The sequence below is a fragment of the Bradyrhizobium sp. HKCCYLRH1030 genome, from assembly GCF_051168395.1.
In the GTDB taxonomy this organism is placed as follows: Bacteria; Pseudomonadota; Alphaproteobacteria; order Rhizobiales; family Xanthobacteraceae; genus Bradyrhizobium.
In genome coordinates this window covers 395,758-408,573 of sequence record NZ_JBNPUY010000004.1, presented here as the reverse complement: position 1 = coordinate 408,573, position 12,816 = coordinate 395,758, and the positions used below count along the sequence as shown (strand labels likewise).

Sequence of the window (12,816 nt, the reverse complement as noted above, 5' to 3'; positions counted from 1 at the left end):
ACGGTGGAAGCAATCCAGGAATCCTTCCGTGGAAACAGTCTGGATTGCTTCGTCGCTTCGCTCCTCGCAATGACAACCATTACTTTCGTCATTCCGGGGCGATGCGAAGCATCGAACCCGGAATCTCGAGGTTCCGGGTTCGCACTGCGTGCGCCCGGAACGACAGGAGAACTAGAACGTCAGCGCTGACACGACCCGCACCTTCTGGGCGGGATCGATCTTCTGCACGCCGAGCGCCACGACCTTGTCGCCCTCGTCGACGCCTGACGTGACGAGCACATCCTTGCTGTCATAGGCCTTCACCTTCACCGGCTTCAGCGTCACCTCGCCCTTGTCGTTGACGACATAGAGCGACGGATCGCGGCCCTCGCTGAACAGCGCCGACAGCGGCAGCCGCGCGACGCGCGTGGTGGCGGGATCGGCGAGCGTCAAGGTCGCGGTCATACCGAGCGAGACGGCTTCGCCGGCGTCCGGCAGCGAGAACTTGGCGAGATAGGTGCGCGTCGCGGAATCGGCGGTGGGCGCGATCTCGCGCAGCTTCGCCGCATATTTCTTGTCGGCTTCCGACCACAGCGTGACGTAGGCGCTGCCGGTCTTGGCGCGTTCGAGCAGGGTCTCCGGGATCGCGACCACCGCCTCCTTCTCTGCGAAACGCGCGACACGGATCGCCGCCTGGCCGGCGGCAACGACCACGCCTGGCTCGATCATGCTCGCAGTGACGACACCGCGCGCGTCCGCAACCAGCGTCGCGTAGGACAGCGAGTTGCGGGTCAGCTCGACCGAGCGTTCGGCACGGTTGAGCCGTGCCCTCGCCTCGTCGGCGGACGCCCTGGCCTGGTCCATCTGAGCATCGGTGGTCCAGCCCTTGGCCCGCAGCTCCTTGGCTCGGGTCTCGGCGGCGGACGCCTGCGCAAGCACGCCGGTGGCGGCGCGGAATTCGGCTTCGGCCTGCTCGGCCTGGAGCTTCAGGTCGACCTCGTCGAGCGTGGCGAGCGGCTGGCCGACATCGACGGTCTGGCCGACCTCGACCAGGCGCTTGGCGACCTTGCCGGCGACGCGGAAGCCGATATCGGCCTCGATGCGCGGCCTGATGGTGCCGACGAAGCTGCGTTCAGGCGTCTCGGCCTCGTAATGCACGGGGGCGACCAGCACCGGCCGGATCGGCTCGGCTTTCTGGGCGACGGTTTCATTGCACCCGGCCAGGGCGACGGCCATGGTGGCCAGCGCAAGACCAGTCAACAGCTTGGTATAGCTCGCGAAAATCAGGCGGATCAACATGGGGCACCCTCGCTGCAGTTGCGAGGAAGTGTCGAATGTTGAGTGACGATTGTCAATATTCGTCAGTGATCATGACTTCGTGAACATCTGGACATGTTGCCGCAGGTGCTCATTGGCGCGGCAGGCAGGCTCTGAACTGCGTCAATGCCCATCCCCGCCGTCCTTTCGGGGCCGTGCCGGACAACGGTCGAAAGCCGAATGCCGATCACAGCATGCACGTGGGACTCACTCCGCCGGCGCCTGGTCCGCGAATTCGACCCTGCTCTCATGGCCGCCGAAGAACACGAGCAGCCCGGCGATCAGCGGCAACACCGACAGCGCGAGCAGGCCGTGGGTGGTGGAGCCGGTGGTGTCCTTGATCCAGCCGACCAGATAGGGACCGCCGAAGCCGGCGAGATTGCCGATCGAGTTGATCAGCGCGATGGCGCCGGCCGCTGCCGTGCCCGACAGCCACGCCGTGGGCAAGGTCCAGAACACGCCGAAGACGCAGAACACGCCGATCGCGGCGACCGTCAGCGCGACCATGGTGAGCGTGGGATCGCCGATCACGCTCGAGGCGGCCAGCGCGACAGCGATCAGGATCAGCGGCGCGCCGACATGGATCACGCGCTCGCGCGTCGCATCGGAATGCCGCGCCCACAGGATCATCGCGACGGTGCCGAACGCATAGGGGATCGCGGTGACGAAGCCGGTCTGCACATTGCTCAGTCCGAACGCCTTGACGATCTGCGGCAGCCAGAACTGCATGCCGTAGAGCGCGCCGACGAAGCCGAAATAGATCAGGCTGAGCACGATCACCTTGGGCGACGACAGCGCCTCACCGAGCGTCATGTGTCCGGCGGCCTGCTTCGCCGCCGTTTCGGCCTCGAGCCTTGCCGCGAGCCAGGCCTTCTGCTCCGCCGACAGCCAGGTCGCGTGCTCCGGCCGGTCGGTCAAATAGAACCAGGTGACGACGCCAAGGATGATGGACGGAATTCCCTCGATGATGAACAGCCACTGCCAGCCCTGCAGCCCCATCAGGCCGTGCATGCCGAGCAGCAGGCCGGAGACGGGCGCGCCGATCACGGTCGAAATCGGCACGGCAACCGCGAAGGCGGCGAGGAAGCGCGCACGATACTGCGCGGGATACCAGTAAGTGAGATAGAGGATGATGCCGGGAAAGAATCCGGCCTCGGCGACGCCGAGCAGGAAGCGCAGCGTGTAGAAGCTCCAGGGGCCCGAGACCACGGCCATCAGCGCCGAGATGATCCCCCAGGTCACCATGATGCGGGCGATCCAGCGGCTGGCGCCGAACTTCTCCAGCGCGAGATTGCTCGGCACCTCGAAGATGAAATAGCCGATGAAGAAGATGCCCGCGCCCCAGGCGAACACCAGCGGCGAGAATTTCAGCTCCGCGTTCATGGTCAGCGCGGCGAAGCCGAGATTGACGCGATCCAGATAGGAGAAGAAATAGGCCAGCACCAGAAAGGGAATCAGCCGCCAGGAGATCGCGCGGATGGTCGCGGCCTCGATGTCGGAGCGGCCAGGTGCGGCCGGAGTGGTGGCGGACGGACTCATCGATCTCCTCCCGGGAGCTTTCTGGACATTGATAGTTGAAGGCGGTGTTGAGCATCGGTCGTGGCAAGTCAATCGGAAAACCTGACATCCCACAGCCCGTCGGCGCATCGCGGGGGCGCGGCGCGCGCATGACGCCCTCGTCGCCCGAGATGCTCACCCGCGCTGACCGGCGCCGCCGCGCAGCACGTGCGCTCGCGACGGCGCTGATCGCGATCGCGCTCGGGGTCGGCCTGCGCTTCCATGGTCTCGGCCTCGGCCTTCCCGCCTTCATCGTCAAGTATGGCGGCTCGGTGCTCTGGGCGACGATGGTCTATCTGCTGCTCGTCGCACTGCTCCCGCTGATGTCGTGGCGGCTGATTGGCGGGCTCGCGATCGCAATCGCCGCCATCGTCGAAGCCTCCAGGCTGATCCACACGCCCTGGCTCGACAGCTTCCGCTTGACCTTGGCCGGCGCGCTGCTGCTCGGACGGATCTTCTCGCTGTGGAACATCGCGGCCTATGTCGTCGGCGTCGTCATCGGCATCTGGATCGACCGATGCGCGACGCGGCCTGCTGCGGCATAGGCCTGTCCACGGCAGGCCGCGATATCAACCGACAGCTCAGATCGGCCCCGCGCCGGCGCGGCCGAAGAAGGCCTTCAGCTCCTCCGCCAGGATGGCAGGCTGTTCTTCCGGAATGTAGTGACCGCACCCGGAGATGATGATGCCCTCGACGTGATCGGCGACCTCCCTGAGCGGCGCGGCCATGTCCACGATCGATCCCTGGTCGGCACCGACGGCCAGCACCGGCGGCTTCAGCTTGCCCCTTTGTTTCAGCTCGCGGTTCTGAAGCGCGGACAGTGCGGCGGCACGATAATAAGCGAGCCCGGCGCGCAAGCCGCCGGCCTTGGTCAGCACGCGGGCGTATTCGTCGAGATCGCTTTCGGAGAACGCCTGGGGATCGGCCCCTTTGCGGCGCAGGAACCACGCGAGATAGTCGCGTTCGCGGCCATGGATCAGCATCTCCGGGAGATCCGCGACGGCGTGGAACGCGAAGTGCCAGGTGCGCCACGCGCGGTCGGGCGCGAACGGCAGCGCCTCGGGCAAGGTGACGCCCGGAATTCCTGCATCGAGCAGGGCCAGACTGCGCACCTCGGCTTCGAACAGGGCCGCATAGGGATAGGCCACCCACGCGCCGATATCATGGGCCACCAGATGATAGCTGGTGACGCCGAGCTGCTGCAGCAGGCGATGCACCGCCGTGGCCAGGGCCTGCGTGTCGTAGCCTTCCGCTGGCCGGTCCGAGTCGCCCTGCCCCGGGAGATCCGGCGCGATGACCCGATAGCGCGACCCGAGCAGCGGCATGACCTTGCGCCAGGCAAACCAGCTTTCGGGGAAGCCTGCGAGCAGCACCACCACCTCGCCATCCGGCGGGCCACCGCTGACATAGTGCAGCCTGACACCCTCGACTGTCTCGAAGCGGTGGGTGAATCCCGGCAACGAGGGCTCGGCGCGACAGAACGGCTCAGCCGCGACCAGGCGCGACGGACTTTGGGCAGAGATGGCGTTCATCAACTCGGGCACGATCATTCTCCTTATTATAGAACAAATGTTTCCTAATTTGGCACGATGTCACGCGAACAAGGTCGCGGCTTGATTTGCGACGCTCATCATCTCGCTCTTGGCACGCCCCGTCTTGCCGACCACCCGCAGCCCCTGGATTACACAGAAAAGAGCGCCAGCCACGGCTTCCGCGTCGAGATTCGGCCGGATCGATCCGTCGGATTGTCCGAGCTTGATCAGATCGCACACCAGGCTCTCAACCTGGCGCATCGCCCCGCGGACCTTGGCGGCGGCCTCCGCATCCAAGGTGGCGAGCTCCGCCGCGCTGGTGACGACCATGCAACCGCGCCGGCCCTCGCTGTCACTGGCGGACTCGGCATAGAACTGCAGCAAGGCCCGCAGCTTGTCGCGGCCGCTGTACTGCGCATCGAGACGTTCGCGCACCTGGCGGTCACGCCGCGCGATGTAGTAATCGAGTGTCGCGAGGAAGATCGCGCGCTTGTCCTGGAACGCCTTGTAGAGACTTCCCGTCGCGAGCTTCATCGCGACGCGTAGCTCGGCCAGCGATGCCGCGTGGTAGCCGCGCTCGCTGAAGACCACCAGCGCCCTGCTCAAGGCGGTGTCCATGTCAAACTCGCGCGGCCGGCCAGGCCCACGGCGCTCGACGGAATCCTTCGGAGACTTCATCATGGCCGGATAATAGGAAACAATCATTCCCAATTCAAGCGAAAACGGACCCGTTGCTCCCGGCCTCAATCTCCAAGCTGAAACTTCTGGAACCGGTGCAGCTCATCCTCGATCTGCCGCTTCAGCGCCTTGCGCCGCTCGCCACGCGCGGCCTTGCCCTGGCCGACCCAGCTCCATTTCTGCATCAGGAGCTTGCCGTTCTGGCGGTCAGTCTTGAGGTCGAGCGCGGCGACGATCTCGTCGCCGACCAGGACGGGCAGCGCGAAATAGCCGAACAGGCGCCTGTCCTTCGGGACATAGGCCTCGAAGCGATGCTCATAGTCGAAGATCGCCTGCGTCCGCTTGCGCTGGATGATCAGCGGATCGAACGGCGACAGAATGTGCACGCGCGCCGGATCGATCTCGATCGGCGCTGCCAATGCAGCAGGCGTGATCCAGTGCTCCTGCTTGCCGGCGCCCTCCGCCGTCACCGGCAGCAGCTCGCCGCGCCGGACCCTGGCATCGATGACCCGCCGTACCGCGGCCTTGCTTGGCGCATTGAGATGGCAGAGCGAATCGAGGCTGACGACGCCTTGGGCGCGCAAGCCGCGGTCGAGCAGATAGGTTGCGATCTCGCGATCATTGGCGCCCTTCGGCAGCCGTTCCCAGCCGAAATGCCGGGTGGTGAGGTCGTAGGTCTTGAGCATGCCGTCGCGGCCCGACACCGTCAGCACGCCCTCGTAGAAGCCGAGCTGCAGCGCGCGCTTCGACGGCTTGCGGCTGGCCCAGGCGTGGTCCTTCTCGCGCAGAACGTCGTCGTCGATGTCGCGGATCGTCAGCGCGCCGCCTTGGCGGATCAGCCGCATGACCTTGCGCGTATCCTCAGGCTTCACGGTCGTGAGCCAGCGATGGCCCTCGCGGCGGTGGCGGCGCATCGCCGGAACGAAGTAGCGGAAGTCCTGCACCGGAATATAGGACAGCGCGTGGGTCCAATATTCGAAGACGGTCTTGTCGGTGCTCTGCGCCTGCCTGAGATCGGCGCGGCGATAGGCGGGAATGCGGCTGAACAGGATGTGGTGATGGCAGCGCTCGATGACGTTGATGGTGTCGATCTGCACATAGCCGAGATGGGCAATGGCGGCGGCGACCGCCTCGGGGCCCGCGCCGAACGGCGCCTCGGCATCGAGCCGCTGCGCGCGCAGCCAGATGCGGCGCGCCTGCGGCTTGGGGAGCGGGATGGGCGTGGAAACGGCGGGCATGCCGCGCAATGGTGCGAGATTCGCCCCCGCTCCCGCAACGGCAAATCAGGCCGGCGAGATCCCCTAGCGGAACCTCAAGGCTTGGACTTGTCCGGAATGCTGCCGGTGGCGATCTCGGCCTTGCAGCTGGCGCGGCCGGGATCCGGCGCACGGCACTTGTAGATGCGGCCGGTCAGGCGGTCGACCAGCCAGGCCGTATCCTCGGAGGGACTTTCCAGGCCGACATAGCGGTTGCCGACCGCAGTGATCAGCGTCGACAGCAGGATCGATGCCGCAATGATGCCAGCTCCGATCAGCGTCGACATGGAACCCACTGATCCCGTCTGATCCTGACTGCTTGCCCGATGGGACTGATAGTCGCGCCTGTGCGATGGGTTGAACACGGCTTTGCTTTTCTGTTCGCGTTTCTTTGACTACGAATCCACTCGCCGTTTGCGTCCCTCAGGTTTGCGATTTTTTCCCGGCGAGCGCTATCCGGTAGAACCGCATCTGGCCGATTTGTTGTTCGCGGACCGGCCACCTGCCGATCGCTTTGCGGCAGCGCGCGGCGCATCCCGCGGACCACTCGCTTCGCCCCTCAAGCGCCGCCCGGTCCGGCAACGTGACGTCGATCACATTTGATGCTTTGAACCCGTTCTATCGTTCACGCATCCAATGGCCATAGGGCATGACGACCCGAGGATAACGACGATGACCCCATATTTTGGACGCTTTGCAGTTCAGGCGGCGGCGTTCTCCGCCATGCTGGCGATCGGTGCAGGCACCGCGCTCGCCGGCGAGGCCGTATCGGCCGACAAGATCCTCAACGCGCTGAAGCCGAAGGCCGTGACGCGCGGCATTTCGGTCGGACCGCAGGCGACTCCGCAGGCCGACGCGGCAGCGCAGGCGAAGCAAGCGGCCTTCATCGACAGCATGCGCAACCGCAAGACCCGCTCGCTGTCGCTCGGCGAGCGCGAGCAGATTGCCGAGATCGCGGCCACCAAGCCCAAGATCGATCTCGAGATCCAGTTCGACTACAACTCGGCCGAGATCAGCAAGGCCTCGATGCCGGCCGTGCAGGAGCTCGGCAAGGCGCTGTCCGATCCGAACCTGAAGGGCTCGACCTTCGTGGTCGCCGGCCATACCGACGGCATCGGCAGCGACGGCTTCAACCAGGATCTCTCCGAGCGCCGTGCCGACACCATCAAACGCTATCTGGTCGAGAAGTTCGCCCTCCCCGGCCAGGACCTCGTCACGGTCGGCTATGGCAAGACCAAGCTCAAGGACGCGGCCAACCCGGCCGATCCGCTCAACCGGCGGGTCCAGGTCGTCAACATGGACACCAAAACCGCGGCGAAGTGAGCGCTCCGCCGCGCATCGCCCCGCCTGCCCACGGTCCCTGGCGGGCGGGGCGCTTTTTGTCCGGTTTCAGATCCAGCTCTGGAACAGCATCAACCGGGTGAAGGTCTGCATCGTCGTGCCGATGAAGGCGGCGCTGACCGGCAGCATCGCGACGAAGCCCAGGATCGCGACGGCGACATAGCTCAACAGCACCCAGCGCGGCCAGCGGGTCAGCACATGGACGAGCGCGAGGCTCGCCAGCGTCGCCGACGGCAGGTAGTAGTAGATGAAGCTCAGCGCGCGCGGCAGCAGCGCCCAGGGCAGATAGCAGCCGAGATAGAACGCCAGGATCAGGAACGCCGTCGCGCTGCGCGTCGCGATGAAATCCCGGACGCAGATCGCGATCGCCGCAAGCGCCGGCCACAGCACCAGCGGATTGCCGAGCAGCACCACCGCGGCGATGTCGGTGTCGCTCGTCTTGTCGAACAAGAACCAGACCGGACGGACCAGCAACGGCCAGGTCGGCCACGCGCTCATATAGGTGTGGCCGGCGATCGCCGTGGTGACGCTGTCGTCAAAGATGCGCCGCTGCGCCTCGAAGATGCCCACGACGGACAGGCCGTGCAGCGGGACGAAGGTCGCGAGATAGCAGACGGTGGGCATCGCGACGAGGCACAGCACGATCTGCGGCCAGCTCAGTTGCGGCCATTGCTCGGGCCGATACCAGTCGGTCGGCTCGCCATCACCGAACGAGGTCTGCCAATGCTGCAACAGCTTGATGAGACCGACGATGAGAAGCGCCGTCAGCAGCGGAAACAGCCCGCTCCATTTGCAGGCGATCGCAAGGCCGAACAGCGCGCCCGCCAGCGCGAACACGACCTGCGGCCGGCGCTGCCGGAACGAAAACAGAAAGGCCGCGATCCCGAGCAGGCTGAAGGCGAGCGCGCCGATGTCGAGCATCGCGATGCGCGCCTGCACGAACAGCATCTGGTTGAAGGCCGCGAGCAGCGCCGCCGCAATGGCAGGCCATTGCGCCGCGAACAGCGCCAGGCCGCATAGATAGATCGCGGCCACGGCGAGCCCGCCGAGCACGGTACCGGGATAGCGCCATGCGAAGGCGTTATCGCCGAACGTCCTGATCGACAGCGCAATCAGCTCCTTGGCGAGCGGCGGATGCATCGGGTTGAGCTGCGGCGTCGCCGGCGCCAGTCCCAGCATCTGCCGCGCCGCCGGCACGTAATGCACCTCGTCGAAGACGAATTTCGGCGGCGAGGCGAGCCCGATCATCAGCACGACGTGCGCGATCGCGAAGATCAGCAATGCCGTCATCACACAGCGGCGGACCGACAGAGCGCCATCCTGCGCAACCTCGCCGTCCTCTTCGTCGTCATCGCGGCGAGCAGCAGATACCTTCATGGGCCTCCGCGTTGAACTGATCTCACGGTGGCGGCAACTAACCACCGAACGGTCATAGAGGCAAACTTGTGCCTATTTTACAACAACCCCGCGCGCCGTCTTCGGCTAGATTGGGCAAGGAACAATCTTCGGTGTGGATATGAATCAGCGTCGCCGAGCCTGTGTCGCTGCAATCTCGGCCGCCGCCCTGCTGGGCTTGGCGGGCGGGGCAAGCGCCGACGGCCGCATCGGCGAGGCCGTGCTGGTGCAGAAGGACGTGCTGCGCGTGGCAGGCGCGTCGAGCAGTCCGATCAATGTCGGCGACGGCGTCGTGCGCAACGAGACGGTGCGCACCGGCAATGACAGCGCCGCGCGGCTCGTCATGATCGACAGCACCAATCTCTCGCTCGGCGCCAACGCCACCCTGACGCTCGACCGCACCGTCTTCAACGACGAGACCAGCTATCGCGATATCGCGATCCGGCTCGGCACCGGCGCGTTCCGCTTCGTCACCGGCCATTCCGAGAAAACCGCCTACAAGATCAACACGCCGCTCGCGACCATCGGCGTGCGCGGCACCATCCTCGACATCCGCTCGCAGCGCGGCCAGACCATGGTCGTGCTGCAGGAAGGCGCTTCGCGGGTCTGCACCCTCACCTTCCAATGCCTCGAGCTGACGCAGCCGGGCGACACCGCGATCATCACCGCGACCGGCAACGGCCGAAGCGCGATCAAGAAGACCAGCAATCCGTCCTGGAGTTTTGCCGCGACCTGCGCGTCGACATCCGGCCTTTGCACGGTCACCGATCTCGCCAGCAATACGCCGCCGCAGGACTTCACCGGCATCCTGTGCGGGCGATGACGATGAGAACGCACCGCGGTCAGCTTGCTCTCCTGATGACCGCCATCGCCGGCGGGCTGCTCGCGCTTGCGCTGCAAGCCGCGCCGGCCGCCGCGCAGAGCAGTTGCGGGGTGGACAATTTCGCGGCGGCGCCGTGCCCCAGCCCGTCGCCGTCGCCGACCTCCTCGCCCACCGCGACGCCGACGCCGTCGGCCACGCCGACATCGACCTCAAGTCCGACACCGACGCCCTCTCCCTCGATCTCGCCGACCCCGTCGCCGTCGCCCACCGGCGCGGGAAACAGCGCGAACGCGATCAACGGCCTCGCCGACCAGCGCTTCAACCAGATGATCACCAACCGCGTGCTCGGGCTGGTGCTGCTCGGCGTCAACGAGCAGGTCAACTGCAACGACTGCATTAGCGCATTCGGCTCGGCCGGCTCGTTCTCGGCCGGCATCCATGGCCGCAAGCAGCTCACAAACAATCTGGCGCTGCTCGCGGGCCTCGCCTACACGCACTACGACGAGAACGGCTACCACGTGACGTCGGCGCCGATCGGCGCCTTCGCACTGCGCTACGACTTCGTCGACTGGGGCTCGTCGCGGCCGTTCTTCGACGTCGGCACGATCCTGACGCCCTATGAGCGCGTGCGCTACGGCCGGAGCTATGCAACGAGCCTCGGTAACGTCACCGTGGACGGCACCACCACGGCATCGAACTACGCGGTCTACGGCCGCGCCGGCTGGATCAGCCGGCTCTCGCCGCGCGACGAGCTCGCGGCGTCGGTCGAGCTGTGGCAGTTGTGGCAGCACGTCGCCGGCTATCGCGATCCCGCGGTGGCCTTCAACCCGTTCGATGCGACGATCGCCGGCGGCACCGACCGCACCAGCCTGGTCAAGGTCGGCGGCCAGTGGACCCACCTGTTCGGCACGAGCATCGAGGCCAACATCAATGGCGGCTACGTCCAGTCGTTCGCGACCAGCTCCGGCATCGTCGCCACCGTCACCGGCAACGGCACGGTGACGCCGACCATGGGCAGCCAGGGCTGGTTCGAATATGGCGGCCGGCTCGGCTTCCGCCTGCCGCAGGGCTGGATCGCCGATCTGTTCGTCAACGGCACGCTCGGCCCGCAGCCGGTCGGCAACACCATCCACGGCGGCATCGGCCTGCGCGTCCATTATTAGCGGCTGGCGCTGGCCCCTGGCGGGTGCACCAGGGCCGGCTGTTCGCCGACATCCTGCGAGTCGGGCTGCCGAGCGCGCTCAACGCGGTCATGGTCAATCTCACCGTCATCCTGGTGACCGCGCTCTACGCATTGGTGTGCAGCCGCGTTCTCTCGCCCCGGATCTGGCGTTCGCCTCGTTAGCGCGACATCCACCGGCGGGCGCAATCCGACCGCTTGCAACTCACAAGCCGTCACCGCCAAATACAGGCAATTCGCGCGACTGCTACCAATGAGTGGTGCGAACGGGCACCTGTCGATGATCCGGCAAACGGCCTGATAACCTTCCGCTTCCGCTACTCCGCTGCCGGTTTCCTTTACGGAACCGGATTCAGCATGCGGTAACGTCTGACCGCCACTTCCTTTGCAGCAGGGGCTCGCATCCGCCGGCATCGAGCCTCGGACAGCCATCAGCAGGAAGCGTCGCACATGACCGCATCGATTTCGTCGAAGACTCTTCGCGATCTGGCATGGAGATTTGGCCGCGCGAAGGACGGCCAGATCAGCATGATCTTCGCCATCACCATCATCCCGATCCTGGTGTCGGTCGGCGCCGCGGTCGATTTCGCCAAGTCGAGCGACACCAGGGCGCAGTTGCAGAAGTCGGTCGACGCCGCGGTCCTCGCCGGCGTGACCCAGGCGAGCGCGCAGCAGGTGTCGACCGCGAGCGCGGTGTTCTCGGGCAGCTTCAGAGGCCGGTTCGGCACCGGCACAACGGCGACCTTCACGCCCAACAGCGACGGCTCGCTGTCGGGCACTGCGACGACCTCGGTGAAGACCTCGTTCCTCAACGTGATGGGCACGACGTCGCTCGGCGTGACGGCGTCCGCAACGGCCAAGGCCGGCGCGCAGACCACGTCGCCCGTCTGCATCCTGCTGGTCAGCACCATCAACGCGCAATCATTGCTGGTGAATTCCGGGGCCCAGCTCAATGCGCCGAGCTGCGAGATCCACGTGCTGTCGACGCAGAGCCCGGCCGCGATGTTCAACGCCACGCTCAACGTCAAGCGCATCTGCATCAAGGGCACCAACATCACCAAGAACGGCGGCGTCACTCCGCCGGCCGAGACTGGCTGCGCGGCGATCTCCGACCCATTTGCCGGCAAGCTGCCCGCCGTCACGGTGGGCGCGTGCACCACCAACAACAAAGTCTATGATCCCGGCTCGGTCACCCTCAATCCCGGCGTCTATTGCGGCGCGACCAATTTCAACGGCTCCGGCACGCTGACGCTCAATCCGGGCCTCTACATCATCAAGGGCGGCGCGATGACCTTCAACTCGGGGTGGACGGTCACCGGCAGCGGCGTCACCTTCTACCTCGTCGACCAGAACGCGACGCTCACCTTCAACGGCAACGTCAATGCGACGCTGTCGGCGCCGACCAGCGGCACCTACGCCAATATCCTGATGTACGAGCCGAGCGGCCTGTCGACGACGAACCTGCCGATCAACGGCACCAGCAGCTCGTCCTACACCGGCCTGATGTATCTGCCGAGCCGCAACGTCACCATCAACTCGGTCTCGACCATGAGCAGCAACAGCGTCACGATGGTGTTCAACACGCTGATCCTGAACCAGACCAACTGGGCGATCGCGCCCGGCGCACTGTCGATGTCGGCGGCCAGTGGTCCGGCCGGCACGGCGTTCCTGTCGAGGTAGGTGCCATAGCTGAGCCAATTCTCGTGAGTGCTGTTTCAGTAGCTTGTCGCAGGGACTGACGACCCGGCTACACGAAAA

The 12,816-nt window shown here is 65.8% G+C and carries 14 protein-coding genes; 6 read left to right on the top strand and 8 right to left on the bottom strand.

Features of this window, described 5'->3' with window-relative positions; all coding sequences use genetic code 11:
- Positions 1–171: 171 nt before the first annotated feature.
- Positions 172–1,278, bottom strand: coding sequence for an efflux RND transporter periplasmic adaptor subunit (locus tag ACQR1E_RS15020; protein ID WP_315750370.1), 1,107 nt, complete (start codon positions 1,276–1,278; stop codon positions 172–174).
- Positions 1,279–1,503: 225 nt separating this feature from the next.
- Entirely contained in the window at positions 1,504–2,835 is a 1,332-nt protein-coding gene (locus ACQR1E_RS15015) for an MFS transporter (RefSeq protein ID WP_316235214.1), read from the bottom strand.
- Between the two features lie 128 nt (positions 2,836–2,963).
- Between ACQR1E_RS15015 and ACQR1E_RS15010 the strand changes: the two genes are divergently transcribed.
- Positions 2,964–3,398 carry a DUF2809 domain-containing protein gene (locus ACQR1E_RS15010; protein WP_316235213.1) on the top strand — a complete coding sequence of 145 codons (435 nt, stop codon included), beginning with the start codon at positions 2,964–2,966 and terminating at the stop codon, positions 3,396–3,398.
- 36 nt (positions 3,399–3,434) lie between these two features.
- Here ACQR1E_RS15010 and ACQR1E_RS15005 read toward each other — a convergent pair whose 3' ends face one another.
- The 5 genes from ACQR1E_RS15005 to ACQR1E_RS14985 all read right to left on the bottom strand — a co-directional run bounded on the left by ACQR1E_RS15005 (position 3,435) and on the right by ACQR1E_RS14985 (position 6,916).
- Positions 3,435–4,397 (bottom strand): alpha/beta fold hydrolase, encoded by a 963-nt coding sequence (locus tag ACQR1E_RS15005; protein WP_316167404.1) that lies wholly within the window; start codon positions 4,395–4,397, stop codon positions 3,435–3,437.
- A 48-nt stretch (positions 4,398–4,445) separates the two neighbouring features.
- The gene (locus tag ACQR1E_RS15000) at positions 4,446–5,003 is read right to left on the bottom strand and encodes a TetR/AcrR family transcriptional regulator (RefSeq protein ID WP_434897228.1); all 558 of its coding nucleotides are present in this window, start codon (positions 5,001–5,003) and stop codon (positions 4,446–4,448) included.
- Positions 5,004–5,128: 125 nt separating this feature from the next.
- Positions 5,129–6,301, bottom strand: a complete 1,173-nt coding sequence (locus ACQR1E_RS14995; RefSeq protein WP_434897227.1) for a winged helix-turn-helix domain-containing protein — start codon at positions 6,299–6,301, stop codon at positions 5,129–5,131.
- A gap of 74 nt (positions 6,302–6,375) precedes the next feature.
- Positions 6,376–6,606, bottom strand: a complete 231-nt coding sequence (locus tag ACQR1E_RS14990; protein WP_315717355.1) for a hypothetical protein — start codon at positions 6,604–6,606, stop codon at positions 6,376–6,378.
- 136 nt (positions 6,607–6,742) lie between these two features.
- Positions 6,743–6,916: a hypothetical protein gene (locus ACQR1E_RS14985; RefSeq protein ID WP_315717356.1), complete on the bottom strand. Its 174-nt coding sequence runs from the start codon at positions 6,914–6,916 to the stop codon at positions 6,743–6,745.
- Between the two features lie 75 nt (positions 6,917–6,991).
- Here ACQR1E_RS14985 and ACQR1E_RS14980 point away from each other — a divergent pair, with 75 nt between their 5' ends.
- Positions 6,992–7,642 carry an OmpA family protein gene (locus tag ACQR1E_RS14980; RefSeq protein WP_315717358.1) on the top strand — a complete coding sequence of 217 codons (651 nt, stop codon included), beginning with the start codon at positions 6,992–6,994 and terminating at the stop codon, positions 7,640–7,642.
- Between the two features lie 66 nt (positions 7,643–7,708).
- Here the strand turns inward: ACQR1E_RS14980 and ACQR1E_RS14975 are convergent, their stop codons facing one another.
- Positions 7,709–9,037 (bottom strand): phospholipid carrier-dependent glycosyltransferase, encoded by a 1,329-nt coding sequence (locus tag ACQR1E_RS14975; RefSeq protein ID WP_315827015.1) that lies wholly within the window; start codon positions 9,035–9,037, stop codon positions 7,709–7,711.
- Between the two features lie 139 nt (positions 9,038–9,176).
- Between ACQR1E_RS14975 and ACQR1E_RS14970 the strand changes: the two genes are divergently transcribed.
- From ACQR1E_RS14970 to ACQR1E_RS14955, 4 genes are all read left to right on the top strand, one after another.
- Positions 9,177–9,878: a FecR family protein gene (locus ACQR1E_RS14970; protein WP_434897226.1), complete on the top strand. Its 702-nt coding sequence runs from the start codon at positions 9,177–9,179 to the stop codon at positions 9,876–9,878.
- On the top strand, positions 9,875–11,041 hold the full coding sequence (locus ACQR1E_RS14965; RefSeq protein ID WP_434897225.1) for a hypothetical protein: 1,167 nt from the start codon (positions 9,875–9,877) through the stop codon (positions 11,039–11,041). Before ACQR1E_RS14970 ends, ACQR1E_RS14965 begins: the two co-directional genes overlap by 4 nt.
- Before the next feature lie 23 nt (positions 11,042–11,064).
- On the top strand, positions 11,065–11,223 hold the full coding sequence (locus ACQR1E_RS14960) for a hypothetical protein (RefSeq protein WP_315750456.1): 159 nt from the start codon (positions 11,065–11,067) through the stop codon (positions 11,221–11,223).
- A 285-nt stretch (positions 11,224–11,508) separates the two neighbouring features.
- Positions 11,509–12,738: a TadE/TadG family type IV pilus assembly protein gene (locus tag ACQR1E_RS14955; RefSeq protein WP_315827018.1), complete on the top strand. Its 1,230-nt coding sequence runs from the start codon at positions 11,509–11,511 to the stop codon at positions 12,736–12,738.
- The last annotated feature ends 78 nt before the right edge of the window (positions 12,739–12,816 follow it).